This window comes from Stenotrophomonas sp. YJH_SMC_12-1 (assembly GCF_059370935.1).
Genome location: NZ_JCAFUD010000005.1, coordinates 69,940 through 95,171, shown reverse-complemented (window position 1 = coordinate 95,171; position 25,232 = coordinate 69,940). Strand labels below are relative to the sequence as shown.

The following is a 25,232-nucleotide window of genomic DNA, read 5'->3' as shown; positions in this document are numbered from 1 at the left end:
CGGCCGGCACTACCGCAGTGGTCCGCCCTCCATATTTCACGCGCACCCCGCAATAATGGTGGGAGATCCTTCCGCCGAGCCTGCATGCCCGCCCGCCAATCCCGCCTCAGCCGCCTGTGGGCCCACGAGAAGGCCAGTTACGGCCTGCGCGTGTTCATCGCCCTGACCGCAGCGCTTGCCGTGTGCTGGCAGCTGGATGCGCTGACCGCCCTGCCCGGCGTTTTCCTCGGCATCATCGCCAGCGCCATCGCCGAGACCGACGACAACTGGTGGGGCCGGACCAAGGCGGTGCTGCTGTCGCTGCTGTGTTTCTGTATCGCTGCAGCCTCGGTGATCTGGCTGTTCCCGTGGCCATGGATCTTCATCGGCGCGCTGGCACTGTCCACCTTCGGCCTGACCCTGCTGGGCGCGCTCGGCGAGCGCTACGCATCCATCGCCCAGGCCACGGTAACGCTGGCGATCTACACGATGATCGGGCTGGAGCAGCACGGTGCCAGCGACCTGCACACCGCGCTGCAAGCGGTCAGCCACCTGCTGGCGGGCGCCCTCTGGTACGGACTGCTGTCGATCCTGTGGACCGCACTGTTCGCCAACCGACCGGTGCGCGAGCGCGTGGCGCGGCTTTACATCGAGCTGGGCCGCTACCTGCAGCTGAAGGCCGCCCTGTTCGAACCGGTACGTGAGGCCGACCTGCAACGCCGCCAGCTCAACCTGGCCGAGCAGAACCGGCGCGTGGTCGGCGCGTTGAACGAGGCCAAGACCGCGATTCTCGCCCGCTTCGGCCGTTCCGGGCGGCCGGGCGTGAACTCCGGCCTGTACCTGCGCCTCTATTACATGGCACAGGATTTCCACGAGCGCGCCAGTTCCTCGCACTACCCTTACGGTGCCCTGGTCGATGCGTTCTTCCACAGCGACGTGCTGTACCGCTGCCAGCGCCTGCTCGATCTTCAAGGCCAGGCCTGCGCGCGCCTGGGCGAGGCGATCCGCCTGCGCCGCCCGTTTGTGTATGGCGAAAGCAACCAGCAGGCCGGGCGCGACCTGGCCGATGCGCTGGCCTACCTGCGCGACCAGCAGCGCCCGCAGTGGCAGCGACTGCTGGGTTCGCTGGACCTGCTGGTGCACAACCTGCGCAGCATCGAACGCCGCCTGCTTGACGCCGAACGCTCCGAGGCCAGCCTCGACAATGTCGATACGCGCCTGCGCGACAGCAACCCGCATACCCTGCGCGAGATGGGCGTGCGCGTGCGCCAGCAGCTCACGCCCGGCTCTGTCCTGTTCCGCCACGGCCTGCGCATGGCATTGGCGCTGATCGCCGGTTTCGCCGCGATCCGCCTGTTCAATGCGCAGAACGGCTCGTGGGTGCTGCTGACCATCGTATTCGTGTGCCGGCCCAACTTCGGCGCCACCCGCCAACGCCTGGCGCAGCGCATCGTCGGCACCGTGGCGGGCCTCGTGCTCACCTGGGCGCTGCTGCAGTTGTTCCCGCAACTGCACGTGCAACTGCTGATCGCGCTGCTGTCGGCGCTGCTGTTCTTCTTCACCCGTACCGACCGCTACCTGGTGGCATCGGCGGCGATCACGGTGATGGCCCTGACCTGCTTCAACCTGATCGGCGATGGCTTCGTGCTGATCGTGCCGCGCATGGTCGACACACTGCTGGGCTGCGCGATCGCCGCTGCCGCCGCGTTCCTGATCCTGCCCGACTGGCAGGGCCGCCAGCTGCACCTTGTGCTGGCGCGGGTGCTGGATACCGCCGCGCGCTACCTGGATTCGGTGCTGGGCCAGTACCGCAGCGGCATGCGCGATGACCTGGCCTACCGCATCGCCCGCCGCGACATGCACAACGCCGACGCCGCGCTGTCCACCGCGCTGTCGAACATGCTGCGCGAACCCGGTCACGTGCGCCGCAACCTGGATGCCGGCTTCCACTTCCTGGCGCTGTCCAACACGCTGCTTGGCCATCTGTCGGCGCTGGGCGCGCATCGCGACCAGGTGGACAGCTTTGCTGGCGACCCGCTGGCATTGGCGGCCGGTGAGCGCGTGCGCAAGGCGCTGCAGCAGCTGGCCTCGGCCCTGACCGCACGGCAGCCGGTCAACGAGGACGACAACGACGCTGATCGCGCGGTGGCGGCCGAACTGGAGCAGATCGACGAGGCGATGCCGGCGAAGCTGCAGTTGATCCGCACGCAGATGGCGCTGGTGCTGCGGATGCTGCCGAAGGTGCGGGCGGCGGCGAATGAGGCGGTGCGCACGCTCACCTGAAGGCCGGCGCCGGGCATGGCCTGGCGCGACCCGCAGTCCATCCACGCATGGCGTGGATCTACTGCACCGTGTGCAACCGTGTGTTGCGCCTGGCGCTGCATCCCGATCACGGTCCTGCGCGGATACTGGGTGATCCCCTGCTCCTGGACTCCCCCCATGAAGATCGAACTCGCCGGCCGCACCGCGCTCGTTACCGCTTCCACCGCCGGCATCGGCCTGGCGATCGCCCAGGGTCTTGCCGCGGCGGGTGCGCGGGTCATTCTCAACGGCCGCAGCACCGACAGTGTCGAACGCGCCCGCCAGCGCCTGCTCGCCGCCGTTCCGGGTGCCGAGGTGATCGGCGTCGCCGCCGACCTTTCCGATGCAGCCGGTGTCGATGTGCTGCTGGCCGGCCTGCCCAAGGTCGACATCCTGGTCAACAACGCCGGCATCTTCGGCCCCGAGGACTTCTTCGAGACCGAAGACGCCACCTGGGAGCGCTACTGGCAGACCAACGTGATGTCCGGCGTGCGCCTGTCGCGTGCGCTGCTGCCGGCGATGGTCGACGCCGGCTGGGGCCGCGTGCTGTTCATCTCCTCCGAATCGGCACGCAACATTCCCGCCGACATGATCCATTACGGTGTCAGCAAGACCGCGCAGCTGTCGCTGTCGCGCGGCCTGGCCAAGCGCGTGGCCGGCAGTGGCGTCACTGTCAACGCGGTGCTGCCCGGCCCGACCCTGTCCGACGGTTTCGCGGCGATGTTCGAAGATGAACGCCAGCGCAGCGGCAAGCCGCTGGAGCAGATCGGCCGCGAGTTCGTGATGGCACACCGGCCGTCTTCGGTGATCCAGCGCACCGCCACGGTCGAGGAAGTAGCCAACATGGTGGTGTACCTGGCCTCGCCGCAGGCTTCGGCCACCTCCGGTGCAGCACTGCGCGTGGATGGCGGCGTGGTCGACGATATCGTCTGAGACCATCGACAGGTGTGCGGACCAACGGTCCGCACCCACAGCGGATAGGCAGGAATGCTAGGCTGCGCCGGTCAAGGAGGTTCCATGTCCGGTCACAACCAGTTCGCCCTGCTGCGCCAGCGCCGTTTCCTGCCGTTCTTCGTGGTCCAGGCGCTCGGTGCGTTCAACGACAACGTGTACCGGCAGGCGATCATCAGCATGTTGCTGTTCATGGCCGTGCCGGAGGAAGAACTGGGGCTGTACGCCACGCTGGCACCGGCCATCTTCATCCTGCCGTACTTCCTGTTCTCGGCACTGGCCGGGCAGATCGCCGACAAACTGGAGAAATCGCGACTGATCGTGATCACCACCACCATGGAGATCGTGATCATGTCGCTGGCGGCCACCGGCTTCCTCACCCAGAGCCTGCCGGTGCTGCTGGTCGCCTTGTTCTGCACCGGTATGCAGTCAACCCTGTTCGGCCCGGTGAAGTACTCGGTGCTGCCCTCGGTGCTCAAGCCCGAAGAGCTGACCGGCGGCAACGGTCTGGTCGAGATGGGCACCTCGATGTCGATCCTGTCCGGCATGATCGTCGGCGGCCTGGTGTTCACCGTGGCCGGCAGCCATGGCACGGTGGTGGCCGCGTGCGCGATCATCGCGCTGGCGATCTGCGGCAACATCGCCGCCCGCCTGATTCCCAAGGTCGATGCCGGCGACCCGGACCTGAAGATCAACTGGAACCCGCTGCCGGAATCACTGGCGGTGCTGCGCATGGCGCGCCAGCAGAAGGCGGTGCGCAATTCAATCCTGGGCGTGTCCTGGTTCTGGTTCGTCGGCACCGTGCTGACCTCGCAGCTGCCGGCCTATGCGGTGACCAACCTCGGCGGCGAACCGACCCTGTACATCTTTGCGCTGGCCCTGTTCTCGGTCGGCACCGGCGTCGGCTCGCTGCTGTGCGAAAAGCTGTCGGCACGCACGGTGGAAATCGGCCTGGTGCCGTTGGGCGCGTTCGGCATGACCGCGTTCCTGCTCGACCTGTACTTCGCGCGCAGCGGCGAGGCGACGGTGCACGGGTTGACCATCGGCACCTTCCTGCAGCAGCCCGGCAGCATCCGCATCGTCATCGACCTGATCGGCATCGGCCTGTTCACCGGTATCTTCGTGGTGCCATTGTTCGCGCTGATCCAGAGCCGCACGCCGAAGGCGCAGATGTCGCGCGTGTTCGCGGCGCTGAACATCCAGAATTCCGGCTTCATCGTCGGCGCAGCCCTGTTGTCACTGGCCGCGCACAAGCTGCTGCACTGGACCATCCCGCAGCAGTTCCTGGCGCTGGCCATCGCCAACGCGCTGGTGGCGATCTACATCTTCACCATCGTCCCCGAATTCCTGATGCGCTTCCTCAGCTGGCTGATGGTGCGCACCCTGTACCGGCTGCGCCCGCACGGCATCGAAGCCAACGTGCCCGACCAAGGCGCCGCGCTGCTGGTCTGCAACCATGTCAGCTACATGGACGCACTGATCCTGTCGGCGACGATTCCGCGTCCGGTGCGCTTCGTCATGTACTACAGGATCTTCAACATCCCGGTGATGCGCTGGATCTTCCGTACCGCCAAGGCGATCCCGATCGCCGGTGCGCGCGAAGACCCGGCGCTGATGCAACGCGCGTTCGATGACATCGACGCCGCGTTGGCCGAAGGCGAGCTGGTCTGCATCTTCCCGGAAGGCGCACTGACCAAGGATGGTGCAATCGCCCCGTTCAAGTCCGGCGTCGAGAAGATCCTCGAACGGCGGCCGGTGCCGGTGGTGCCGATGGCCCTGCGCGGCATGTGGTCGAGCATGTGGAGCCGGCGCGACAGCCGCCTCGGCCGCATGCGGGTGCCACGCCGTTTCCGAGCCACCGTCGAGGTAGTGGCGGCACCGTCCATGGACGGCCACACCACCAACGCCCAGGCGCTGGAAGCCCAGGTGCGGGCCCTGCGCGGCGATCACGCCTGACAGAATCGGACTGACAGGCAGGCCCGGCAACCTCCCCCGCATACGCCACCGTCCAGTGGCGAACACGACATGTCGTGCGTGTAAACGCATACATGCAACGCCGGTTGCGGTAGATTACGCACCCACAGGGGGGAGGTTCGGCCGATTCACCAAGGCCGGCCACCAAGGAATGGAGTCTCGCTTTGAATCAACCACCACCGCTCAGCCGTCCGGTCTACATCCCCAACCATCTGGTCTGGGCGATCCTGACGACGCTGTTCTGCTGCCTGCCGTTGGGCGTGGTGTCGATCGTCTATGCCTCCCAGGTCGATGGCCGCCGCGCGGCTGGCGATCTGCCGGGGGCCTACAGCGCGTCGCGCAAGGCGGGCTGGTGGGCGGTGGCTTCGGCCGTGGCCCTGCCGGTCCTGTTGCTGTTGTGGCTCGGGCTGTTCGGCGGCTTGGCCGTACTGGGCGCTCTTTCCGACCAATGATTCACCACCACCACCCATCAAGGAGCTTGAACCCATGAATACCGCTACTCCGCAGGTCCCGAACAACCTGGTCTGGGCCATCCTGACCACCCTGTTCTGCTGCCTGCCGGCCGGCATCGTGTCGATCGTCTACGCCGCACAGGTCAACGGCAAGCTGGCCGCTGGCGACATCGCCGGCGCCCAGGACTCCGCCGCCAAGGCCAAGAAGTGGGCCATCTGGTCGGCCATTGCCTGGGCCGTGCTGGTCGTGCTGTACGTGCTGTTCTTCGTCGTGCTCGGCGGCATGGGCGCGATGAGCAACAGCGGCTACTGATACGCCTGGACGGATCCGGCGCCTGCGCCGGATCCGTTGTTGCATGTCCGCGCTTCCCGCTCGTTCCCGACTCGCCCGCTGGGCGCCGCTGCTGGCTTCCGCCGGCCTGGCCGTGGGTGCCACGGTGGTGCTGCGCAACGTCAATCCGTATGTCGCCGGCAATCCACTGCCGAGCTGCCCGCTGTACGCCCTGACCGGCCTGTACTGCCCGGGCTGTGGCAGCACGCGCTGCCTGTACTCCATGGTCCACTTCGACCTGCCCGGCGCGATGGCGATGAACCCGCTGCTGGTCATCAGCCTGCCGTTCCTGTTGCTGATGCTGCTGAACATCGCCGGCATCCGCCCACGCGTGCTCGACCCGCTGATGCGGTTGCTGGCCAATCCTGTGTTCTGGCTCTGGGTGCTGCCCGGGTATGCGCTGCTGCGCAACCTGCCGTGGGCACCGTTCACTGCACTGGCACCGATCTAGGTTTCCAGCCAACGGCGCAGCCCCTCGTGGTGGGCGGCGTTTGTAGGTCATGGGATAGGCCGGGCGGGTGGACTGCGCAGGGGTCGCTGCGAGTACGTCCATGTAAGCTCGGTCGCCGCATCCATGCGGCTCACGCCCCTGCGCAGCCCACCCGCCCGGCCACGGACAGTTTCCGTGTGCGTCCACCACGGAAAAGAAAAAGAAGATCAAAAGCGAAAGCGGACCGCTTCGCTCCGCATCCACGCATGGCGTGGATCTACCGTGTCGACCAAGGTCGACACCCACCGGCAGTCGCAGTTGACCCACCGTCACCGGGAAACTGTCGGGGGTGGGGCGGTGTGGGGCCGCAGGACCGTTGGCGCCATGGATGGCGCCATCGAGCCCCCAGGGACGGGTTTACGGCGTGTCCTGCAGCCCCACACCGCCCCGCCCAACCCTCAGCAACCCAGAGCCGCTTTGGCTTTGGCGTTTACCTCTGCAGGTGCAGGGCTGCAAGCCCTGCAAAGCAACTACGTCACCCAGCCTGCAATCACCAGCAGGGCGAGGATCGCCAGCCACAGCAGCAGCATCCGCCACACCAGGCTCATCGCATCACGCAGGTCCGGCAACCGCTGCCACACCGGCAACAGCCCCGCCTCGGTGTAGTCGTGCGCGTCCTCGCGCAGTTCGGCGTTGACGCTGGCCCGCGCCACCGCACCCAGGAACCCGGTGTTGCCGGTCAGGCGCTCGCCATGGGCCTGGCGCCACGCCTTCCACGCCGTATCGAAGTTGCCCACCAGCGCCATCGAGAACGCCATCAGCTGTGCCACCGGCCACTCGATCCAGCCCAGCAGCCGCTGCGCCAGCGCCAGCGGCTCGACCGGCACGCGGGCACGCATCGGGCTTTCCGCCATCAGCGCCAGCAGCCGGTAACCGAGCGCGCCAGCCGGGCCCAGCAACAGGAACCAGAACAGCACCGCGAACCAGCGCCGCAGTGCGTTGAGCACCGTCGCCTCGACCAGCGACGGAATGTCCTCGCGCAGGCTGCCGCCGGCCGACTGCAGGTTGCGCACTGCAGCCTGCCGCGTCGCCGCATCATCGGCATCGATGATGGCCTCGATATCGCGGTCCAGGTCACGCGGGCCCCAGCACCAGGCCAGCACCGCCACGCCCAGCAGCAGCGACGGCAGGCCGAACAGCACCCCGCGCAACAGCCACGCCAGCAGCGCCATCAGCAACAGCGGCGGCAGCAGGGCCAAGGCAACGCCGGCCGGTCCCTGCCAGGCCTTGCCACCACGCGCATCCAGCCAGCCCAGCCAACGCCGGAAACCGTCGAAACGGCGCAGCGAGGCAGCAGCGGCCGGAGCAACATGGCCCAGGGCCAGTGCCACCAGCACGGCGGCCAGAGTGGTGAACATGGCAGGTCTCCCTACGAAACAGAACGCTCGGCGCCGCTACCTTACCTGTCGCAGCAGCGCCCTCAGCGGTGAACCGGACTGTAACCCGTGCCGTGTTCAGGTGGCGGCAATGCAATCACCCCAGCCGGCCCGCCTCAGCCCTTCTGCTGCCGGTACCAATGCTCGATCAGGCCGCGCGAAATCGAGATCGGCGGCGACAGGCGGATGCCCTGGCCATCGTCCTCCACATCGCGCGCCAGCGCTGCGCCGACCTCGTCGGCACTGAACCAGCGCGCGTCTTCCAGCTCACCGTCCACGGTCGGCAGGTCATCCTGCGCCTGTGCGCGAAAGCCAACCATCAGCGCACCCGGGAATGGCCAGGGCTGCGAACCGAGGTACTGGCAGGCCGTCACCCGCACTTTGCTCTCCTCGTGGACTTCGCGCACCACGGTCTGCTCGAAGGTCTCGCCCGGTTCGACGAAGCCGGCCAGCACCGAGTAGCGACGTGGCGCCCAGTTTGACTGGCGGCCGAGCAGCAGGCGGCCCTGGTTTTCAACCGCCACGATCACAGCGGGGTCGACACGCGGATAGTGCTCGGTGGAACACTGCGCGCAACGCCCCACGAAGCCGCCACGGGCAAACGCTACGGTACCACCACATACCCCGCAGAAACGGGTGCGCGAGTGCCAGTAGGACATGCCACGTGCGTAGCTGAAAGCGGTCGCATCAGCCACCGACCACAGCAGGGCGGCCTGGCGCAGGTCGAGGCGACGTGGTGCGCTGACGGTGACGCTGGCGGCTTCAACCGAGAACCACGCTTGTTCCCCGCGCAGGCCGAGGAAGATCGCGGAGCCGGGACCGCCGCCGATGTCGGCGCCGGTCAGCGCCAGCGGCTGGTCGTCATCGCCGGTGAAGGCGCTGCCGTCCTGATCGAGCACCAGAATGTGCGCGCCCGGCCACAGGCGCGCCAGTGCATCGGCATCTTCGCGCAGGGCATCGGCGCGCTCCAGCGGTTCGCCCACGAAGGCGAAACCGGAAAGCGGCGAAGGAGTATTGGGCATCCTGCAAGCGTGCCGCCAATCGATGCGGGTGGCAAGCCGCGGGCTTTGCCGAAGCCGTCTGTGGGTGTGGAGCTTGCTCCACACACCTTGTCGCGCGGGACGCAGGCCCCGCGCCCCGCCTACATGCTGAAACTGCTGCCGCAGCCGCAGGTGGTCTTTGCGTTCGGGTTGCGGATCACGAACTGTGCACCGGTCAGGCTCTCGGTGTAGTCCACCTCGGCGCCCATCAGGTACTGCAGGCTCAACGGGTCGACCAGCAGGGTCACCCCGCTGGTCTGTACCGCCAGATCGTCCTCGGCACGGTTCTCGTCGAACTCGAACCCGTACTGGAAGCCCGAACAGCCACCACCTTCGATGTACACGCGCAGGGCCAGGTCGGGGTTGCCCTCTTCCTGGATCAGGGATTTGACCTTGGCGGCCGCCGACTCGGTGAAGTTCAGCGGGCGCTCCAGCGACTGGTAATCGGGCGCGGCGGCCGGGGTGGCGCCGGGCAGGGAGACTAGCGTGCTCATGGTGTCAGCATGGGGGTGCCGACGATGGCTTTCAAGCCATCGCCTCGGCCAGCTTGCGGCGCGCGGCGGTGTCACCCTTGCCGCCATTGGCCTCATCAGCTTCCGGGGCCGGCAGGGCGGCCATCGGGGCGCTGGCATGGATCAGGCGGCCGTTCAGCTGGGCGCCCGCATTCATCTCCACCACCTGGTAATGGACGTTGCCGTTGACCCGCGCGCTCGGGGTCAGTTCGACTTTCTCGCTGGCGTGCACGTCGCCGTCCAGGCGGCCACTGATGACCACCACCTGGGCACGGATCTCGCCCTCGATCACGCCATGCTCGGCGACCGTCAGGGTCGCGCCACTGGCGCCTTCGGCGGCGATCACCTTGCCATGGATGCGGCCTTCCACGTACAGGCCACCACTGAATTCCACATCACCGCGGATCACCACCTGGTTGCCGATCAGGGCATCCACCACCAGCTGGCCTTCACGGTTGGATTTGCTGCTTCCGAACATCTGCCTACTCCCCTTTGCTGGCCGGCGCACCGGCCTGTTTCCAGTCGAATACCTGGGTGGTACCCCCCGTACCACTCCCCAATGTCACCCGCACGCGTTGCGGGGTGAAGTCAGCCGGCAGCATCACGCTGCCGGTGAGCTGCTGGAAGTACCGGAACGAGTAATCCTGTCCCGGTACCTTGCTGCGCTGGTGCAGATCATCCCAGCTGATCGTGGCCAGCTTGCCGTTCTTGACGCCTTCCACGGTGAAGCGCATCTGCCCCTGGCTGATGGCGCCGCGGTTGAGGTTCTGGGTCAGCACCGCGGTGTACTGCCAGGTGCCGGCCGCTTCCGGGCTGAACTCGATCGAATGGGTGTTCAGGCCCTTGCGCTGGCTGGTCGAACCCACCAGGCGCTCATAGAAGGCAACGTCGGCACGCAGGCCGGCGATTTCCTCATCGCGCTCGGCCAGCGAGGACTGCACCTCGGTATTGGCGGCGCGGCTGATGCGGTCGGAGGCTTCCAGCGTGGCCTGCTTCTGGCGCAGTTCGGTCAGCTGCGCCTGCAGCGTCTCGGCACGCTTCTCGGCGGCCTGCAGGCGCTGGCCCTGCGCATCGCGCGGGGTGGCCATCCAGCAGCCGCCGAGCACCGCCAGCACCAGGCTGAGCAGCCAGATGCCGCCGATCACCAGCAGGCGGCGGCGGTCGGCCGGCGGTTGCGGCGCGCCGGGCAGGCGGACCTGCACGCGCATGGGAGGACGGTTGGTCATGGGTGGATTCCGGGGCATCGCGAGGGCGACACCGGTACGGCCCCTGTGGCAAACGACGGGCTAGTGTATGACAGGACGGGTGGGTTTCCTGCGCAGTGGCGAGCCACGGTCTGTGGCGTTCAGGCATGCCATCGTCGATAGTGTGGTCCCCTGCACAGTTCCGTCGCCGGAGCATCGCCATGACCGAAGCCCACCTGTTCGTGATCGGCATCCTGCTGGCCTGGCTGGCCGGCATCCGCGTCTACCTCACCGTGTTCGGTGTCGGCCTGGCCGGCCTGCTCGGCTGGGTCGACCTGCCACCGGCCCTGCAGGCCACTGAATCGTGGTGGGTGCTGGGCACTTCGGCGGCGCTGGCGGTGACCGAATTCTTCGCCGACAAGATTCCCGGCGTCGACTCGGCGTGGGATCTGGTGCAGACCCTGGCACGTGTACCCGCAGGTGCCTTCCTTGCCGCAGCCACGCTGTCGCCGGATGGGCAGCTGGGCACCGGCGCACTTGCTGCCGGTGCAGGTGTCGCGCTGGCCAGCCACGGCCTGAAGGCAGGCACCCGCGCCCTGCTCAATACCTCGCCCGAGCCTGCCAGCAACTGGGTGGCCTCCGCCGCCGAGGACACCGTGGTGGTCGGTGGCCTGGCCCTGGCCCTGGCACACCCGTGGATCGCGCTGATCGTGGTGCTGGCCTGCAGCCTGGCGGGCGCGCTGCTGGTGTGGCTGGTCTGGCGCACCTTGTGGAAGGGCGTGCGCTGGCTGGCACGCAGTGCGTCGCCCGACAGTCCACGCCAGCCCGGCACCGGTTGATCGCCGGGCTTGTCGCATAATGGACGCGAACACCAGGAGCACCGATGGCCGCAAACGAATCCCCCGCGGGCGCCCGCCCGGGACGCGCTGAAACCCCTCCGGCCGATCATTGGCAACGCTGGACCGCTGAACCGGCGAGCGCCGTCGCCGCAGCGCCGGCAGCGGTTCCGCCGCTGGCCGCCTCCGACGCACCCGCATCGATCGGCAGCGCACCGCCGCCGCTGCCCGGCCCATCCCTGCTGGCCGAGGCCGGCGGCAATGACCCGGCACCGCTGCACTCCGATTCGCCCTACCGCGTGCTGATCGTCGAGGATGATCGCGCCCAGGCACTGTTCGCACAGAGCGTGCTGCATGGCGCCGGCATGCAGGCGATCGTGCACAGCGATGCCGACGGTGCGCTGCAGGCGATCAAGGAACATCGCCCTGACCTGATCCTGATGGACCTGCACCTGCCCGGCCTGGACGGCATGCGCCTGACCGCGCTGATCCGCCAGCAGCCCGGCCTGCAGCTGCTGCCCATCGTGTTCCTCAGCGGCGACCCGGACCCGGAACGCCAGTTCGAGGTGCTCGACAGTGGCGCCGACGACTACCTGAGCAAGCCGATCCGCCCGCGCCACCTGATCGCCGCCGTGGCCAACCGCATCCGCCGCGCGCGGGCGCAGGCCGCAACCCTGCCCGGCGTATCCGGCACCCCGGCCACCAGCAATCCGGAAACCGGGCTGCCGACGCGGCATCACGTGCTGCAGCAGCTCAACGCCGCGCTCGCCCACCGCGACCAGGGCGGCGTGCTGTTCGTCGAGATATCCAGCGCGCTGGGCCTGCGCGAGCGCTATGGCTATGCCGCCTTCGAGCGCCTGATGGTGCAGGCCGGGCAACGCCTGGCAGAAGCCGGCCACCCGCACCTGCTGGCGCGCCTGAACGACAACAGCTTCCTGCTGCTTGCGCGCAATGCCAGCGAGGACAGCCTGGAAGGCATTGCCGCTGCGCTGCGCGAGCAGTTGTCGGCGCGGGCCTTCGTGATCCGCGATGACGAATCGGTGCATCTGCGGGGCGTGGTCGGCTATGCACCGCTGTCGCCGGGCTTCGACGATGCCAACAGCGCGCTGGAGGCAGTCGAGCGCACCACCCTGCAGGCACGGTTGCTCAGCGCCGGCGTGGCCGGCCACGTGCACCGCGACGTGACCAGCGAGCAGGAACACCTGGCACTGCTGGAAGGCCAGCTTGAGCTGGCCTACCAGCCGATCGTCGCCGTCGCCGGCGGCAACACCGCGCAGTACCAGCTGCTGCTGCGCCTTCGCCAGGCCGACGGTACGCTGCTGGCGGCAGGCCAGGTGATTCCGGCCGCAGAGGCTGCCGGGCGCATCGCCGATCTCGACCAGCAGGTGATGGACCATGCACTGGGCCTTCTCGACCTTTACCGGCACGCGACGCAACCACTGAACCTGTTCGTTTCGCAGTCGCTGCGCACCCTGCAACGCGATGCGTTCGCGGATTGGCTGCTGGAATCGCTGCAGCAGCGCGACCTGCCCGGCAGCGCGCTGGTGATCGACGTCCGCCTGCCCGACGCGCTGATCCATACCGTGCCGCTACAGCAGTTCTGCCAGCGCATGGCCGGCGCCAGCGTGCGCTTCTGCCTGAGCCAGTTCGAACCCGGGGGCGAAGCCGATGCGCTGCTGACCCAGCTGCCGTTGTCGTTCGTGCGCATGGCCGCGCGCTTCTCCAGCAGTCATTCCAATCCGGCCACGCGCGAAGAGCTGCGCCGGGCAATCGAGCGGGCTCACTCCGCCGGGCAGCAGATCATCGGCCAGCAGATCGAAGATCCGCAGGCCGCCGCCGCGATGTGGGTGGGCGGTGTCGACTACATCCAGGGCAACATGGTGCAGTCGGCCGGCAGCGATCTGAACTTCGACTTCCACAACGCGGTGCTCTGACGTGCCGATGTGGGTCGCGCTGCTGGTTGCCCTTGCTGCGACCTCCATCAGCGCGCTGCTGTTGGGCCTGCGGCTGCGCGCGCGCAACCGGGCACTGGCCCAGCTGCAGCGCGAGCGCAGCCTGCTGGCCGCCGAACGTGACCAGCTGCGCCGCACCACCGAACGACAGGGGCAGCTGGAACAGCAGCTGCTGCAGGCCAAGCAGGCCGCCGAGGCGGCGGTGCTGGCCAAGGGTGAGTTCCTGGCCACGATGAGCCACGAGATCCGTACGCCGCTCAACGGCATCCTGCCGATGCTGGAGCTGATCGCACGCGGCCCGCTGGGCGAGGACCAGCGGCAGATGCTGGCCACCGCCTCGGCCAGCTCGCAGCAGCTGCTGCGCATCGTCGACGACATCCTCGACTACTCGCGGCTGGAAGCACAGGCGCTGGAACTGGAGATCACCAGCTTCAACCTGCGCGACCTGCTCGATGGCGTGGTGCAGCTGATGCAGCGCGCCGCCGACGCCAAGGGCCTGTCGCTGGGGCTGCAGCTGGACCCGTCAGTGCGCCTGCCGGTGCGTGGCGACCCGGTACGCCTGCGCCAGGTGTTGAGCAACCTGCTGGCCAACGCGATCAAGTTCACCGCGCGCGGCCAGGTACAGCTGCGCGTGCAGCGCCTGGGCGAAGGTCCCGCACAGCACCAGCTGCGCTTCGAGATCATCGACACCGGCATCGGCATCGACGAGGCACTGCAGGCGCGCCTGTTCCAGTCCTTCAGCCAGGCCGATGCCTCAACGACCCGCATCTACGGTGGCACCGGCCTGGGCCTGGCGATCTGCAAGCGCATCATCGACCTGATGCACGGGCGCATCGGCGTGCAGTCCACGCCCGGCCAGGGCGCCACGTTCTGGTTCGAGATCCCGTTGTTGAAGGTGCCCGGCGACCTGCCGGCCATGGCGCGCACGCCAGACGCGCTGCTGCTGTTCAGTGGCGATGCCATCCTGCAGGCACGCATCGAGCGCATCGCGGCCCATCATGGACTGCTGGTGCACGCCCTGGCGCAGTTCGATGCCGTGGTCGAGCGCCTGCGCGCGGTGCCGAGGCCGGGGCAACCGGCACCGGCGTGGCTGCTGGTCGATGCACGTGCGCGCCGCATCGGTGAAGCGACGCTGCAACAGGCGTTGGCCGAACGTGGCGAAGACGACGGGCTGCAGGTGCTGTGGCTGCAGGACGATGCCCTTCCGCCACGCCCACGTCAGCGGCAGCTACCCTCGCATTTCGACGACGCTGGGCTGCATGCACTGCTGGCTGCACCGGTTGCGCATGCGCGCCCTGCCGCGCTGCTGGCCAACGCCGGACAGGGCCAGTCCACGCCCACGCTGCCGCCGCTGCACCTGCGCGTGCTGCTGGTGGAGGACAACACGGTCAACCGCATGGTGGCCGAGCAGCTGCTGCGCGTGTTCCAGTGCGAAGTGTGCAACGCCGCCGATGGCGAGCAGGCGTTGCTTGCCCTGCGCGAAGGCGACGTGGATGTGGTGCTGATGGATTGCCAGATGCCGGTGCTGGACGGCTATGCCGCCACCCGCCGCTGGCGCGCCGAGGAAGTGGAAAACGGGCGCCCGCGCCTGCCGATCATCGCGATGACCGCCAATGCCATGGCCGGTGACCGCGAGCGCTGCCTGCAGGCCGGCATGGACGACTATCTGTCCAAGCCGATTGCACGCGACACCCTGCATGCGCTGCTGCAGCGCTGGGGCGGCGGCAAAGCCGCATCACCTGCACGGCCTTCGATAGAGCCAAGCCATGCCCGGCTGACGGCCGATAGCCGTCGCGCTCCATCAGCCGAGCATGGCTCGGCTCTGCAGGACGATGACAGCCGAGTCGGCTCCAAGCCGCAGCCGGTGCTGGACCGCGACGTGCTGGACGAACTGCATGCAGTGATCGGGGAGAGCGCCATCCAGATCGTCTCGGTGTTCCTGGAGGATGCGCCGGCAATGGTGCAGCAGCTGCAGCAGGCCGCGCAGAACGGCGACGAGCCTCGCCTGCAGGCCGTCGCGCACAGCCTCAAGTCATCCAGCGCGAACGTGGGCGCACTGTCGCTGTCGTCAGTCGCGCAGCGCATCGAGCACGAAGCCCGCAGCGGCAGCCTGCAGCGCCCCGCAGTAGCGGTGGCGCTGCTGGTTGCGGAATTCGCCCGAGCGCGCGTGGCACTGACGGGCTACCTGGCACAGCATCGCGCCGGCCAGGCCGGCTGACTCACTCTTCCAGCTTGCTCAGCAGGTACTTCGGTTCACCGATGCGCTCGATCAGGTCGAGCTGGGTTTCCAGCCAGTCGATGTGCTCTTCTTCCGAATCGAGGATCTTCACGAACAGCTGGCGGCTGACGTAGTCGCCGACCGAATCGGCATACGCCACGGCCTCGCGCAGGGTGACCACGCCATCGCGTTCCAGCGACAGGTCGCACTGCAGGATCTCGGTCGGGTTCTCACCAATGCGCAGCTTGCCCAGCGCCTGGAAGTTCGGCAGGCCTTCGAGGAACAGGATGCGGTCGGCGAGCATGTCGGCATGCTTCATCTCGTCGATCGATTCCTTGTACTCGTGTTCGGCCAGTTCCTTGATCCCCCAGTTCTTCAGCATCTTGGCATGCAGGAAGTACTGGTTGATCGCGGTCAGCTCGTTGTAGAGGACCTTGTTGAGGAATTCGATGACCTTGGTGTCGCCCTTCATGGGGATGCTCCTGCACGCTGAAAACGCAGGCACTTTAACGCCTTGCCTGCAGTCGTGAAGGAACGCGAATCGTGCGCATTGGCCTGTGCGGCCGCACGTGAAGAATGCGAAAGCGCGCCGTCAACGCGCCGCCAAGAGACGATCAGGCGACCTGGGCCAGACCCAATACCGGCAGCGGCAGATCGTGGATGGCACGCGCCTTGGCCAGCAGATCGCCGGCCATGTCCAGGCAGGAACCGCAGGTAGCGCCACAGCCGGTACGCATGGTCAGTTCGGCCACCGTACTGACGCCATGGCTGGCGGCTTCGCGGATCTGGTGGTCGGTGACTCCGTTGCAGATGCAGACGTACACAGGCGTGAACCGGGCTGGCAGGCCAGAAGCGGCCTGTTGGCTATTCCAATGGAAACGAGAATGGTTGTCAATCAGAGACCTGAACCATTCTCGATACCGTTCAGCCCGTCAGCTGGCCGGGCCATCGCCCGTGGCCTTCTTCGGCCAATAGCCGCGGGTCCGAGGGCGCTTGCGTGGGCGGTCGTGCCCGGCGGTATGGCCAGGCATCCAGGCTTCGGCGGCGCTCTTGGGCATGGCGGTAACCCCCTGCCCGGCCACCCCGCGGGCCAGCGGCGCCAGATGTCGCAACGCACGCGCATAGACGCCACGCTTGAACATCACCACATGCTCCACCGGGTACCAGAAGTCCACCCAGCGCCAGTGGTCGAACTCGGGCGAGTCGGTGTGGTCCAGCTTCACGTGGGATTCGTCGCCGGTCAGGCGCAGCAGGAACCAGACCTGCTTCTGGCCGATGCAGACCTGCCGCTCATTGCGGCGGATGGCCCGCGCCGGCAGCTTGTAGCGCAGCCAGCCGGGCGTCGCCCCGAGCACTTCCACATGCTCGGGCAGCAGGCCGGTCTCTTCCTGCAGTTCACGATACATGGCCTCGACAGGCGTCTCGTCGGTGTTCATGCCACCCTGCGGGAACTGCCAGCCGTCCCGGCGCACGCGTCGTGCCCAGAACACCTGGCCGTCCTGCCGCATCAGCACGATGCCGACGTTCGGTCGATAGCCGTCCGGATCGATCACGATGCGGACTCCTAAGAAAATCTACTGGCCGGGACTATCCCATGCCCTCTGTCGGCCCACAAGCACGACACAAAAGTGTTGACAGGGGCGGTACACATCCGCAGAATAGCGGGCTCACCAAGGCTATGTAGCTCAGCCGGTTAGAGCACAGCACTCATAATGCTGGGGTCGGTGGTTCGAGTCCACCCATAGCCACCACACTGAAAATCAAGTTGTTTTTCAGCGTGAAAAGTGAGAAAATAGTTGCACGTTTTGCCCCGTCGCCAAGCGGTAAGGCACCTGACTCTGACTCAGGCATTCGGTGGTTCGAATCCATCCGGGGCAGCCAAATTAAAAACAAAAGGCCAGATCGAAAGATCTGGCCTTTTGCTTTTCATCTGGTCGCGCATTCCACCTTGTCCCCGCGCCTGTCGGCACACCCCCTTGAACAACAAGGGGGCTCTTCTCCAGAAAGAACCCTGGGGTCGGATCCTTTTCCGCAGGGAAAGGCCCTGACCCCACCCTCCCGACACGCGAGACCACGGGTAGTGCCGGCCGCTGGCCGGCAACCAGGAAATCCATGACCCCGGAACGACAAAAGCCCGGCCGAAGCCGGGCTTTTGCTTTTCCATCCAGCGGGCTCCCGAAGGAGCCCAACCAGGCGCGGTAAATCAGCGCTTGGAGAACTGGGTGGCGCGGCGGGCCTTGTGCAGACCGACCTTCTTACGCTCGACTTCACGGGCGTCACGGGTCATGAAGCCAGCCTTGCGCAGCTCGGACTTCAGGGTTTCGTCGTACTCGACCAGAGCACGGGCGATGCCCAGACGGATCGCACCGGCCTGGCCGGTGGTGCCGCCGCCAGCGGCGGTGACCAGGATGTCGAAGCTCTCGGTGTTCTTGGTCAGCTCGAGCGGCTGGCGCACGATCATGCGCGCGGTCTCACGACCGAAGAACTCGTCCAGCGGACGGCCATTGACGGTGATGTTGCCCGAACCCTTGCGCAGGAACACGCGAGCGGTGGAGGACTTGCGGCGGCCAGTGCCGTAGTTTTGAGTGATAGCCATGATTAGATATCCAGAACCTGCGGCTGCTGTGCGGCGTGCGGATGCTCAGTGCCAGCGTAGACCTTGAGCTTGCGGTACATCTGGCGACCCAGCGGGCCCTTCGGCAGCATGCCCTTGACGGCGATCTCGATCACGCGCTCCGGGTGGCGCTCCAGCGCCTGGGCCAGGGACTCGGTCTTCAGGTTGCCGATGTAACCGGTGAAACGGTGATACATCTTGTCCTGCAGCTTCTTGCCGGTGACGGCAATCTTTTCTGCATTGATGACGACCAGGTAGTCGCCGGTATCAACGTGCGGGGTGTAGACCGGCTTGTGCTTGCCACGCAGACGGCGGGCCAGCTCGGTGGCGAGACGGCCCAGGGTCTTGCCCTCGGCGTCGACGAGGTACCAGTCGCGCTGGACGGTCTCGTTCTTGGCAGTGAAAGTGCTCATGAAGAACTCTAGGTTAGGTCGGGCTCATTGCGGCGAAAGGCTCGCCGGAACTCTGCCACGCGTTGTGAAAAGGTGAAGCGTAAGAGGCGGGATTGTACTCATCCTGCCGCGGGAGCGCAACCCGTCCCCTGGGCCGGGTTGGCAGGGGCGCGGGGCCGGGCGAGAATCGGGGGGTCTTCCGCTCCACCGCGTACTGCCATGACCGTGCTCCGCCAGACCACTCCGCTGGACCACCTGCTGACCGAGGCGCAGCGCGCCCTGGACACAGTGTTCGGCAATCCGCCGGCGGCCCGCCCCTACCCCGCCACGGACACCGGCGAGCCCGGCATGGACAGCGCCGAGCGGCGCCATGCCGCAGGCCTGATGCGGATCAACCACGTCGGCGAGGTCTGCGCGCAGGGCCTGTACTTCGGCCAGGCCGCCGTGGCGCGCGACCCGGCCACGCGGGAGCACCTGCTGGAAGCGGCGCAGGAAGAAACCGACCACCTGGCCTGGTGCGCCACCCGGCTGGCCGAACTGGACAGCCGTCCGAGCCTGTTCAACCCGCTCTGGTACGCCGGCAGCTACACCATCGGCACCCTGGCCGGGCTGCGCGGCGACGGCTGGAACCTGGGCTTCGTGGTCGAGACCGAGCGCCAGGTGGAGGCCCACCTGGACGAGCACCTGGTCGACCTGCCGGCCGGCGACCTGCGCAGCCGCGCGGTCATCGCGGTGATGAAGGAAGACGAGGCCCGCCATGCGGACCACGCCGAGCAGGCCGGCGCTCGCCGCCTGCCGTTCCCGATCCCGGGCGTGATGGCACTGGCCTCCAGGGTGATGAAGACCATCGCCTACCGCATTTGAAGGGTCGCCCGCACCAACGGTGCGGGCCTACCAGGAGGTGCGGGGGGCGACGGTGGGGCCCGACCGTTGGTCGGGCCATCAATCAGTTCGGCGAGACCAGCTTCAGCCCGATCACACCAGCCACGATCAGGCCCACGCAGGCCAGGCGGGCCGGCGATGCGCTGTCGTTGAACAGGTAGATGCCCAGCACCGCCACACCCATGGCACCGATACCGGTCCAGATCGCGTAGGCCGTGCCGACCGGGATGCTCTTCATCGCCTGGCTCATCAGGTACAGGCTGATCAGCGCGGATACCACCGTGGCAGCGGTGGGCAGGGGTTTGCTGAAGCCTTCGGAGTACTTCATTCCGAGGGCGAAACCGATCTCGAACAGGCCGGCCAGCAGCAGGTAGATCCAGGGCATGGGTGGGGGCTCCTTACCTTTTTTGAAAAAAACGAAACGGCCCGGTGTTTTCACACCGGGCCGTGGGTCGGTACATCACCGTGGAACTGTAACGCGTGCGGGGCACTGGTTCCACGGGGCGGGTCGTCCCGCCTGGGTGGCGATGCCTGCGGGCATCGCACATGGGGCTTACTCGGACAGGTTGCGGCCGTGGAACAGCTCTTCGATCTCGCGCTTGAGCAGCGCCTCGATCTTCATGCGTTCCTTGAACGACAGGTTCTTGGCCTTTTCCTCGAACAGGTACTGGTCCAGGTCGAAGTCCTTCAGGTGCATCTTCGTGTGGAAGATGTTTTCCTGGTAGACGTTGACGTCGAACATCTCGTAACGCGACTTGATGTTCTTGGCCAGGAAGTTCTGGATCGAGTTGATCTTGTGGTCGATGAAGTGCTTCTTGCCCTTCACATCGCGGGTGAAGCCACGGACGCGGTAGTCCATGATCACGATGTCCGACTCAAGGCTCTCGATCAGGTAGTTCAGGGCCTTCAGCGGGGAAATGACGCCACAGGTGGCCACGTCGATGTCCGCGCGGAACGTCGCGATACCTTCCTGCGGATGGGTTTCCGGGTAGGTGTGGACAGTGATGTGGCTCTTGTCCATGTGCGCGACCACGGCGTCGGAGATCAGCTCCTTGCCGGCCAGCTTCTTGTCGATCACCGGCTCTTCGGAGATCAGGATGGTCACCGAGGCACCCTGCGGGTCGTAGTCCTGGCGGGCCACGTTCAGGATGTTGGCGCCGATGATCTCGGCGACATCGGTCAAGATTTGAGTCAGCCTGTCGGCGTTGTACTCTTCATCGATGTATTCAATGTAACGCTGACGCTCCTCTTCGGTGCGCGCGTAACACACGTCATAGATGTTGAAGCTCAGCGCCTTGGTGAGGTTGTTGAAACCCTGCAGCCTCAGGCGAGGCAACGGCTTGACCACGGCGGTCGATTCCTGTGTAAGAAGGGAAAGGGGGAATTATGGGGCAAACTGCCCCCGGGGGGAACGTGAAGACGCAAGAGTTCTGGCACACTGTTTGCCCTTAACAATTGCGCTGGTTAAGCTCCGCTATCGACCCCGTGAATCCGTTCATGCGCAGAGGGAGCGCCCCTATCGTGTCAACCGTGCGCCTAGCTAGCAGTCCACTGGCCTTGGATATCGCCACCATCGATCGTTTCCTGGCGCACAGCCACCGGCGGCGATATCCCACCCGTACCGACGTCTTCCGACCCGGTGACCCGGCGGGAACCCTGTACTACGTTGTCAGCGGCTCGGTTTCAATCATGGCCGAGGAAGATGACGATCGAGAGCTTGTGCTGGGCTACTTCGGTGCCGGCGAGTTCGTTGGCGAAATGGGCCTGTTCGTCGAATCGGACCGCCGCGAGGTGATCCTGCGGACCCGTACCGCCTGCGAACTGGCCGAAATCAGCTACGAGCGCCTGCACCAGCTGTTCCTCGGCCCGCTGTCGGCCGACGCCCCGCGCCTGCTGTATGCGCTGGGCCAGCAGATTTCCAAGCGCCTGCTCGATACCAGCCGCAAGGCCAGTCGCCTGGCATTCCTGGATGTTACCGATCGGATCGTGCGCACACTGCACGATCTGGCGCAGGAACCAGAAGCGATGAGCCATCCGCAGGGCAGCCAGCTGCGCGTGTCACGCCAGGAACTGGCGCGCCTGGTCGGCTGCTCGCGCGAAATGGCCGGCCGCGTGCTGAAGAAGCTGCAGACCGACGGCCTGCTGCATGCCCGCGGCAAGACCGTGGTGCTGTACGGCACCCGTTGACCGTTGAGCACCCGGTGGGTGCGGACCTTGGTCCGCACTCCTTCGCGCGCTAGGCTCGTTGCATGGAACTGAGCAGCGAATTCTGGTGGTTCATCCTCATCGGCCTTGGCGCGCAGCTGGTTGACGGCGCACTGGGCATGGCCTTCGGCCTGGTGTCCTCGTCGGTGATGCTGAGCATGGGCCTGCCACCGGCGCAGGTCAGCGCCAGCATCCACACCGCTGAAGTGTTCACCACCGGCGCCTCGGGCGTGTCGCACCTCGCCGCCGGGAATGTCGATAAACGCCTGTTCCTGCGGCTGGCCCTGCCCGGTGCGGTGGGCGGCGCCCTGGGCGCGTACGTGCTCACCCAGATCCCCGGCGACATCATCCGCCCCCTCATCTACCTGTACCTGCTGGTGCTGGCGATCATCATCCTGGCGCGTGCCGCGGGGCGCTGGATGCCCAAGGGCGAGATCCGCCGGGTACCGGTGCTGGGCTTCTTCGCGGGCCTGCTGGACGCCAGCGGCGGTGGCGGCTGGGGACCGATCGCCACGTCCACCCTGCTCGCCCGTGGCGGCCAGGCGCGCACCACCATCGGTACGGTCAACGCGGCCGAGTTCGTGGTCACGTTGACGGTGTCAGCGACCTTCCTGTTGTCGATGGGCGTGCAGCACCTGCAGATCGTCGCCGGCCTGCTGATCGGCGGCATGATGGCCGCGCCGGTGGCGGCGATCCTGGTCAAGCGGGTGAAGGAGCGCTGGGTGCTGGTGGCCGTGGGCGTGCTGGTGCTGGGGATCAGCCTGTTCCAGATCGGCCATGCGGTGTACGGGTACCTGGGGCATTGAGCGTTTGCCGGCCAGCGGCCGGCACTACCGGGACGGAGGAGGGTAGTGCCGGCCGCTGGCCGGCAGATCCGTCATCGTGCGATGGGGTCAGGCCCCGGACGGGATCCGGCCCCGGGCTACGCCTTGTCGCCGCCGCGGTCCACGCAGCCCCAGTTGAGGATGCGGGTGCCGGCCGGCAGCACGCGGCGGAAGAAGTCCACCCTGGATCGCTTCGGGTTCACCACCACCGGCGCCTTGGCGGCCAGCAGCAACGGCAGGTCGGCGGTGCTGTCGGAGTAGGCGATGTCGATATTGCCGTAGCCGCGCTCGCGCAGCATGCGCATCTTTTCTTCGTTGTGGCAGTGGCGGGTCGGGCCGACGCCGCCCAGTCGCGGGCCGACCTCGGTGCCGATCACCGGCACGTCCTGGTGGGCAACGAACGCCAGGATGGCGCGGGCCAGTTCCGGCGGCGCGCCGGTGGCGACCACTACACGGTCGCCCTTGGCACGGTGCGCGGCGAACACCTCCAGCGCCTGTGGCAGCAGCTTGGCGCGCATCTGCGCCTCGTTGCGCAGCACGTAGGCATCGATCACCTTGTTGAAATCGCGCGCACGGTGCAGGCCGAAGCTGCCGATCCACACGTAGACCGAAATACCCGTCCGGCGGGTCGGCAGCATCGCCACCAACGGCCCGGCGATCGGCGTGACCAGCAGCGCGGCCAGCATGCGCAGCGGGTTGCGCTTGATCAGCGAGGCGAACAGATGGGTGCCCGAATCGCCGTCGTAGAGGGTGTGGTCGAAATCGAAGACCACCAGCGGCGCATCGTCGCGCGGCGTCGGATAGTGCGTTGTCATGCCGCGAAGAATAGCTGACGCAGGCCCTCGCCCGGCTCTTCCACGCGCATGAAGGCCTCGCCGACCAGGAATGCATGGATGCCGGCATCGCGCATCAGCGCGACGTCCTGCGGGCCGAGGATGCCACTCTCGGTGACCAGCAGGCGGTCACGCGGCACCGCCTGCTGCATGTCCAGCGTGGTCTGCAGCGACACCTCGAAGGTGCGCAGGTTGCGGTTGTTGATGCCGATCATCGGCGCCGGCACCTGCAGCGCGCGCTCCAGTTCGTCGATGTCATGCACTTCCACCAGCACGTCCATGCCCAGCGACAGCGCCAGCTCGGACAACGTGGCCAGCTGGGTATCGTCCAGCGCGGCGACGATCAGCAGGATGCAGTCGGCGCCCAGCACGCGCGCCTCGTACACCTGGTAGGCGTCGATGACGAAATCCTTGCGCAGCACCGGCAGCGTGCAGGCTTCGCGGGCCTGCTGCAGATAGGCGTCGGCGCCCTGGAAGAAGTCCACGTCGGTCAGCACCGACAGGCAGCTGGCGCCACCGAACTCGTAGCTGACGGCGATGTCGGCCGGGCGGAAATCCGGGCGGATCACGCCCTTGGAGGGGCTGGCCTTCTTCACCTCGGCAATCACCGCCGGGTCGCCATTGGCCACCGCCGCCTGCAGCGCGCGCACGAAGCCACGTACCGGCGGGGCGCTGGCCACGGCGGCCTGCAGCTCCTCGAGCGGGCGCTGGGCGCGGCGCTGGGCCACTTCTTCGGCCTTGCGGGCCAGGATCGTCTGCAGGATGTCGCTCATCGTCTTCGGGTCGGTGCGGGGGGCGGTGAGGACGGCCATTATCGGCCATCGAGAGGGTGAGGCTGAACCGCGCGCTCAGGCAACCAGCGCGCGGGTGGTCTCCACATACTGCTGCAGGCGCTGGCGGGCGCTGCCATTGGCGATGGCGGCACGGGCGCGGGCCAGGCCGTCTCCGATGTCGCTGGCCACACCGGCCACATACAGGGCGGCACCGGCATTCAGCGCGACGATGTCCAGCGCCGGGCCCGGCTCGTTGTCGAGCACGGCGCGCAGCATCTGGATGGACTGTTCCGGACCGTCCACGCGCAGGTTGCGGCTGGCCGACATGGCGATGCCGAAGTCCTCCGGGTGGATCTCGTACTCGCGCACCTTGCCGTCGCGCAGTTCGCCGACCAAGGTGCCGGCGCCCAGCGAGATCTCGTCCATGTTGTCACGGCCCCAGACCACCATCGCGCGCTCGGTACCCAGTTCGCGCAGCACGCGCGCCTGGATGCCGACCAGATCGGGATGGAACACGCCCATCAGTACCGACGGTGCACTGGCCGGGTTGGTCAGCGGACCGAGGATGTTGAAGATGGTGCGCACGCCCATCTCGCGGCGCACCGGCGCGACGACCTTCATCGACGGGTGATGGATCGGCGCGAACATGAAGCCGATGCCGGTCCGGTCGATGGCCGCGGCCACCTGGTCAGGCTGCAGCTCGATCACCGCGCCCAGCGCTTCCAGCGCATCGGCACTGCCGGACTTGGACGACACGCTGCGGTTGCCATGCTTGGCCACGCGCGCGCCTGCAGCAGCAGCGACGAACATCGCGCAGGTGGAGATGTTGAAGGTGTGCGAGCCATCGCCACCGGTGCCAACGATGTCAACCAGGTTGGAGGTATCGGCCACCGGCACTGGCCGGGCGAATTCACGCATCACGGTGGCCGCCGCGGCGATTTCGTCCACGGTCTCCTTCTTCACGCGCAGCCCGGTGAGGATGGCGGCGGTCATCATCGGCGAGACATCGCCGCGCATGATCTGCCGCATCAGGTCGACCATTTCGTCGAAGAAGATTTCGCGGTGTTCGATGGTGCGATGCAGGGCTTCCTGGGGGGAGAAGCTCATGGGAAT

27 protein-coding genes and 2 tRNA genes are annotated in these 25,232 nt (G+C 67.0%); 14 read left to right on the top strand and 15 right to left on the bottom strand.

Annotation, left to right across the window (positions count from 1 at the left end; all coding sequences use genetic code 11):
- The first annotated feature begins 84 nt into the window (after window positions 1-84).
- The 6 genes from yccS to AC5P8Y_RS10735 all read left to right on the top strand — a co-directional run bounded on the left by yccS (window position 85) and on the right by AC5P8Y_RS10735 (window position 6,439).
- Complete coding sequence (gene yccS / locus AC5P8Y_RS10760) at window positions 85-2,262, top strand: YccS family putative transporter (protein WP_111109102.1); 2,178 nt, start codon at window positions 85-87, stop codon at window positions 2,260-2,262.
- Window positions 2,263-2,418: 156 nt separating this feature from the next.
- Window positions 2,419-3,213: an SDR family NAD(P)-dependent oxidoreductase gene (locus AC5P8Y_RS10755; protein WP_012481431.1), complete on the top strand. Its 795-nt coding sequence runs from the start codon at window positions 2,419-2,421 to the stop codon at window positions 3,211-3,213.
- An 84-nt stretch (window positions 3,214-3,297) separates the two neighbouring features.
- A complete protein-coding gene (locus AC5P8Y_RS10750) occupies window positions 3,298-5,187 on the top strand; it encodes an MFS transporter (RefSeq protein WP_495201963.1) in 1,890 nt (629 codons plus the stop codon).
- Window positions 5,188-5,369: 182 nt separating this feature from the next.
- Complete coding sequence (locus AC5P8Y_RS10745; RefSeq protein ID WP_005411297.1) at window positions 5,370-5,657, top strand: CD225/dispanin family protein; 288 nt, start codon at window positions 5,370-5,372, stop codon at window positions 5,655-5,657.
- A 34-nt stretch (window positions 5,658-5,691) separates the two neighbouring features.
- Complete coding sequence (locus AC5P8Y_RS10740) at window positions 5,692-5,970, top strand: CD225/dispanin family protein (RefSeq protein ID WP_005411298.1); 279 nt, start codon at window positions 5,692-5,694, stop codon at window positions 5,968-5,970.
- A gap of 43 nt (window positions 5,971-6,013) precedes the next feature.
- A complete protein-coding gene (locus AC5P8Y_RS10735; RefSeq protein WP_049403569.1) occupies window positions 6,014-6,439 on the top strand; it encodes a DUF2752 domain-containing protein in 426 nt (141 codons plus the stop codon).
- A 509-nt stretch (window positions 6,440-6,948) separates the two neighbouring features.
- Here AC5P8Y_RS10735 and ampE read toward each other — a convergent pair.
- From ampE to AC5P8Y_RS10710, 5 genes are all read right to left on the bottom strand, one after another.
- The gene (gene ampE, locus AC5P8Y_RS10730) at window positions 6,949-7,836 is read right to left on the bottom strand and encodes a regulatory signaling modulator protein AmpE (RefSeq protein ID WP_005414686.1); all 888 of its coding nucleotides are present in this window, start codon (window positions 7,834-7,836) and stop codon (window positions 6,949-6,951) included.
- Between the two features lie 134 nt (window positions 7,837-7,970).
- Window positions 7,971-8,876, bottom strand: a complete 906-nt coding sequence (gene nudC / locus AC5P8Y_RS10725) for an NAD(+) diphosphatase (RefSeq protein WP_049403567.1) — start codon at window positions 8,874-8,876, stop codon at window positions 7,971-7,973.
- A 119-nt stretch (window positions 8,877-8,995) separates the two neighbouring features.
- Window positions 8,996-9,388: an iron-sulfur cluster insertion protein ErpA gene (gene erpA / locus AC5P8Y_RS10720; protein ID WP_005411302.1), complete on the bottom strand. Its 393-nt coding sequence runs from the start codon at window positions 9,386-9,388 to the stop codon at window positions 8,996-8,998.
- 31 nt (window positions 9,389-9,419) lie between these two features.
- Window positions 9,420-9,884 carry a bactofilin family protein gene (locus AC5P8Y_RS10715; RefSeq protein WP_024958552.1) on the bottom strand — a complete coding sequence of 155 codons (465 nt, stop codon included), beginning with the start codon at window positions 9,882-9,884 and terminating at the stop codon, window positions 9,420-9,422.
- A 4-nt stretch (window positions 9,885-9,888) separates the two neighbouring features.
- The gene (locus tag AC5P8Y_RS10710; protein WP_005411304.1) at window positions 9,889-10,632 is read right to left on the bottom strand and encodes a DUF6776 family protein; all 744 of its coding nucleotides are present in this window, start codon (window positions 10,630-10,632) and stop codon (window positions 9,889-9,891) included.
- 179 nt (window positions 10,633-10,811) lie between these two features.
- Here AC5P8Y_RS10710 and AC5P8Y_RS10705 point away from each other — a divergent pair, with 179 nt between their 5' ends.
- From AC5P8Y_RS10705 to AC5P8Y_RS10695, 3 genes are read left to right on the top strand one after another with little or no spacing between them, the layout of a single operon-like run.
- Window positions 10,812-11,429, top strand: a complete 618-nt coding sequence (locus tag AC5P8Y_RS10705; protein ID WP_005411305.1) for a DUF4126 domain-containing protein — start codon at window positions 10,812-10,814, stop codon at window positions 11,427-11,429.
- A 44-nt stretch (window positions 11,430-11,473) separates the two neighbouring features.
- A complete protein-coding gene (locus AC5P8Y_RS10700; protein ID WP_495201962.1) occupies window positions 11,474-13,360 on the top strand; it encodes an EAL domain-containing protein in 1,887 nt (628 codons plus the stop codon).
- A 1-nt stretch (window position 13,361) separates the two neighbouring features.
- On the top strand, window positions 13,362-15,596 hold the full coding sequence (locus tag AC5P8Y_RS10695) for an ATP-binding protein (RefSeq protein ID WP_164133453.1): 2,235 nt from the start codon (window positions 13,362-13,364) through the stop codon (window positions 15,594-15,596).
- A 1-nt stretch (window position 15,597) separates the two neighbouring features.
- On the opposite strand, the gene bfr is transcribed toward AC5P8Y_RS10695, so the two are convergent.
- The 3 genes from bfr to AC5P8Y_RS10680 form a co-directional block, all read right to left on the bottom strand.
- Window positions 15,598-16,068: a bacterioferritin gene (gene bfr, locus AC5P8Y_RS10690; RefSeq protein WP_005414691.1), complete on the bottom strand. Its 471-nt coding sequence runs from the start codon at window positions 16,066-16,068 to the stop codon at window positions 15,598-15,600.
- A 142-nt stretch (window positions 16,069-16,210) separates the two neighbouring features.
- The gene (locus tag AC5P8Y_RS10685; RefSeq protein ID WP_049402336.1) at window positions 16,211-16,420 is read right to left on the bottom strand and encodes a (2Fe-2S)-binding protein; all 210 of its coding nucleotides are present in this window, start codon (window positions 16,418-16,420) and stop codon (window positions 16,211-16,213) included.
- 108 nt (window positions 16,421-16,528) lie between these two features.
- On the bottom strand, window positions 16,529-17,149 hold the full coding sequence (locus AC5P8Y_RS10680) for an RNA pyrophosphohydrolase (RefSeq protein ID WP_005411310.1): 621 nt from the start codon (window positions 17,147-17,149) through the stop codon (window positions 16,529-16,531).
- Between the two features lie 121 nt (window positions 17,150-17,270).
- Here AC5P8Y_RS10680 and AC5P8Y_RS10675 point away from each other — a divergent pair.
- A tRNA-Met gene (locus AC5P8Y_RS10675) sits at window positions 17,271-17,347 on the top strand.
- Window positions 17,348-17,402: 55 nt separating this feature from the next.
- Window positions 17,403-17,477, top strand: a tRNA-Gln gene (locus AC5P8Y_RS10670).
- A 322-nt stretch (window positions 17,478-17,799) separates the two neighbouring features.
- On the opposite strand, the gene rpsI is transcribed toward AC5P8Y_RS10670, so the two are convergent.
- Together rpsI and rplM are read right to left on the bottom strand one after the other, a co-directional pair.
- Window positions 17,800-18,192: a 30S ribosomal protein S9 gene (gene rpsI / locus AC5P8Y_RS10665; protein ID WP_005411311.1), complete on the bottom strand. Its 393-nt coding sequence runs from the start codon at window positions 18,190-18,192 to the stop codon at window positions 17,800-17,802.
- Between the two features lie 2 nt (window positions 18,193-18,194).
- Entirely contained in the window at window positions 18,195-18,623 is a 429-nt protein-coding gene (gene rplM / locus AC5P8Y_RS10660) for a 50S ribosomal protein L13 (RefSeq protein ID WP_005414692.1), read from the bottom strand.
- A 198-nt stretch (window positions 18,624-18,821) separates the two neighbouring features.
- On the opposite strand from rplM, the gene coq7 reads away from it, so the two are divergent.
- The gene (coq7, locus tag AC5P8Y_RS10655; protein ID WP_005411313.1) at window positions 18,822-19,466 is read left to right on the top strand and encodes a 2-polyprenyl-3-methyl-6-methoxy-1,4-benzoquinone monooxygenase; all 645 of its coding nucleotides are present in this window, start codon (window positions 18,822-18,824) and stop codon (window positions 19,464-19,466) included.
- 82 nt (window positions 19,467-19,548) lie between these two features.
- On the opposite strand, the gene AC5P8Y_RS10650 is transcribed toward coq7, so the two are convergent.
- Window positions 19,549-19,869, bottom strand: coding sequence for a DMT family transporter (locus AC5P8Y_RS10650; protein ID WP_005411314.1), 321 nt, complete (start codon window positions 19,867-19,869; stop codon window positions 19,549-19,551).
- Window positions 19,870-20,037: 168 nt separating this feature from the next.
- Window positions 20,038-20,832, bottom strand: coding sequence for an adenosylmethionine decarboxylase (gene speD, locus AC5P8Y_RS10645; RefSeq protein ID WP_005411315.1), 795 nt, complete (start codon window positions 20,830-20,832; stop codon window positions 20,038-20,040).
- A gap of 149 nt (window positions 20,833-20,981) precedes the next feature.
- Here speD and crp point away from each other — a divergent pair, with 149 nt between their 5' ends.
- Both crp and AC5P8Y_RS10635 read left to right on the top strand, forming a co-directional pair.
- A complete protein-coding gene (crp, locus tag AC5P8Y_RS10640; protein ID WP_012481435.1) occupies window positions 20,982-21,671 on the top strand; it encodes a cAMP-activated global transcriptional regulator CRP in 690 nt (229 codons plus the stop codon).
- A 62-nt stretch (window positions 21,672-21,733) separates the two neighbouring features.
- Window positions 21,734-22,495 (top strand): sulfite exporter TauE/SafE family protein, encoded by a 762-nt coding sequence (locus tag AC5P8Y_RS10635; protein ID WP_005411317.1) that lies wholly within the window; start codon window positions 21,734-21,736, stop codon window positions 22,493-22,495.
- 116 nt (window positions 22,496-22,611) lie between these two features.
- Here AC5P8Y_RS10635 and AC5P8Y_RS10630 read toward each other — a convergent pair whose 3' ends face one another.
- The 3 genes from AC5P8Y_RS10630 to trpD all read right to left on the bottom strand — a co-directional run bounded on the left by AC5P8Y_RS10630 (window position 22,612) and on the right by trpD (window position 25,226).
- The gene (locus AC5P8Y_RS10630; RefSeq protein WP_005411318.1) at window positions 22,612-23,328 is read right to left on the bottom strand and encodes a haloacid dehalogenase-like hydrolase; all 717 of its coding nucleotides are present in this window, start codon (window positions 23,326-23,328) and stop codon (window positions 22,612-22,614) included.
- Window positions 23,325-24,119 carry an indole-3-glycerol phosphate synthase TrpC gene (trpC, locus tag AC5P8Y_RS10625; RefSeq protein WP_005414695.1) on the bottom strand — a complete coding sequence of 265 codons (795 nt, stop codon included), beginning with the start codon at window positions 24,117-24,119 and terminating at the stop codon, window positions 23,325-23,327. The genes AC5P8Y_RS10630 and trpC overlap by 4 nt, the downstream gene beginning before the upstream one ends.
- Window positions 24,120-24,194: 75 nt before the next feature.
- Window positions 24,195-25,226 carry an anthranilate phosphoribosyltransferase gene (gene trpD, locus AC5P8Y_RS10620; protein ID WP_005411320.1) on the bottom strand — a complete coding sequence of 344 codons (1,032 nt, stop codon included), beginning with the start codon at window positions 25,224-25,226 and terminating at the stop codon, window positions 24,195-24,197.
- Window positions 25,227-25,232 lie beyond the last annotated feature (6 nt).

Coding starts and splice junctions, on each gene's coding strand:
- AC5P8Y_RS10650 (WP_005411314.1), bottom strand. CDS start 19,869: ATGCCCTGGATCTACCTGCTGCTGGCCGGCCTGTTCGAGATCGGTTTC.
- trpC (WP_005414695.1), bottom strand. CDS start 24,119: ATGAGCGACATCCTGCAGACGATCCTGGCCCGCAAGGCCGAAGAAGTG.
- bfr (WP_005414691.1), bottom strand. CDS start 16,068: ATGAAGGGCGACACCAAGGTCATCGAATTCCTCAACAAGGTCCTCTAC.
- AC5P8Y_RS10740 (WP_005411298.1), top strand. CDS start 5,692: ATGAATACCGCTACTCCGCAGGTCCCGAACAACCTGGTCTGGGCCATC.
- trpD (WP_005411320.1), bottom strand. CDS start 25,226: ATGAGCTTCTCCCCCCAGGAAGCCCTGCATCGCACCATCGAACACCGC.
- crp (WP_012481435.1), top strand. CDS start 20,982: ATGCGCAGAGGGAGCGCCCCTATCGTGTCAACCGTGCGCCTAGCTAGC.
- AC5P8Y_RS10635 (WP_005411317.1), top strand. CDS start 21,734: ATGGAACTGAGCAGCGAATTCTGGTGGTTCATCCTCATCGGCCTTGGC.
- yccS (WP_111109102.1), top strand. CDS start 85: ATGCCCGCCCGCCAATCCCGCCTCAGCCGCCTGTGGGCCCACGAGAAG.
- AC5P8Y_RS10705 (WP_005411305.1), top strand. CDS start 10,812: ATGACCGAAGCCCACCTGTTCGTGATCGGCATCCTGCTGGCCTGGCTG.
- AC5P8Y_RS10715 (WP_024958552.1), bottom strand. CDS start 9,884: ATGTTCGGAAGCAGCAAATCCAACCGTGAAGGCCAGCTGGTGGTGGAT.
- AC5P8Y_RS10630 (WP_005411318.1), bottom strand. CDS start 23,328: ATGACAACGCACTATCCGACGCCGCGCGACGATGCGCCGCTGGTGGTC.
- AC5P8Y_RS10750 (WP_495201963.1), top strand. CDS start 3,298: ATGTCCGGTCACAACCAGTTCGCCCTGCTGCGCCAGCGCCGTTTCCTG.
- AC5P8Y_RS10700 (WP_495201962.1), top strand. CDS start 11,474: ATGGCCGCAAACGAATCCCCCGCGGGCGCCCGCCCGGGACGCGCTGAA.
- AC5P8Y_RS10755 (WP_012481431.1), top strand. CDS start 2,419: ATGAAGATCGAACTCGCCGGCCGCACCGCGCTCGTTACCGCTTCCACC.
- AC5P8Y_RS10735 (WP_049403569.1), top strand. CDS start 6,014: ATGTCCGCGCTTCCCGCTCGTTCCCGACTCGCCCGCTGGGCGCCGCTG.
- rplM (WP_005414692.1), bottom strand. CDS start 18,623: ATGAGCACTTTCACTGCCAAGAACGAGACCGTCCAGCGCGACTGGTAC.
- coq7 (WP_005411313.1), top strand. CDS start 18,822: ATGACCGTGCTCCGCCAGACCACTCCGCTGGACCACCTGCTGACCGAG.
- nudC (WP_049403567.1), bottom strand. CDS start 8,876: ATGCCCAATACTCCTTCGCCGCTTTCCGGTTTCGCCTTCGTGGGCGAA.
- erpA (WP_005411302.1), bottom strand. CDS start 9,388: ATGAGCACGCTAGTCTCCCTGCCCGGCGCCACCCCGGCCGCCGCGCCC.
- rpsI (WP_005411311.1), bottom strand. CDS start 18,192: ATGGCTATCACTCAAAACTACGGCACTGGCCGCCGCAAGTCCTCCACC.
- ampE (WP_005414686.1), bottom strand. CDS start 7,836: ATGTTCACCACTCTGGCCGCCGTGCTGGTGGCACTGGCCCTGGGCCAT.
- AC5P8Y_RS10710 (WP_005411304.1), bottom strand. CDS start 10,632: ATGACCAACCGTCCTCCCATGCGCGTGCAGGTCCGCCTGCCCGGCGCG.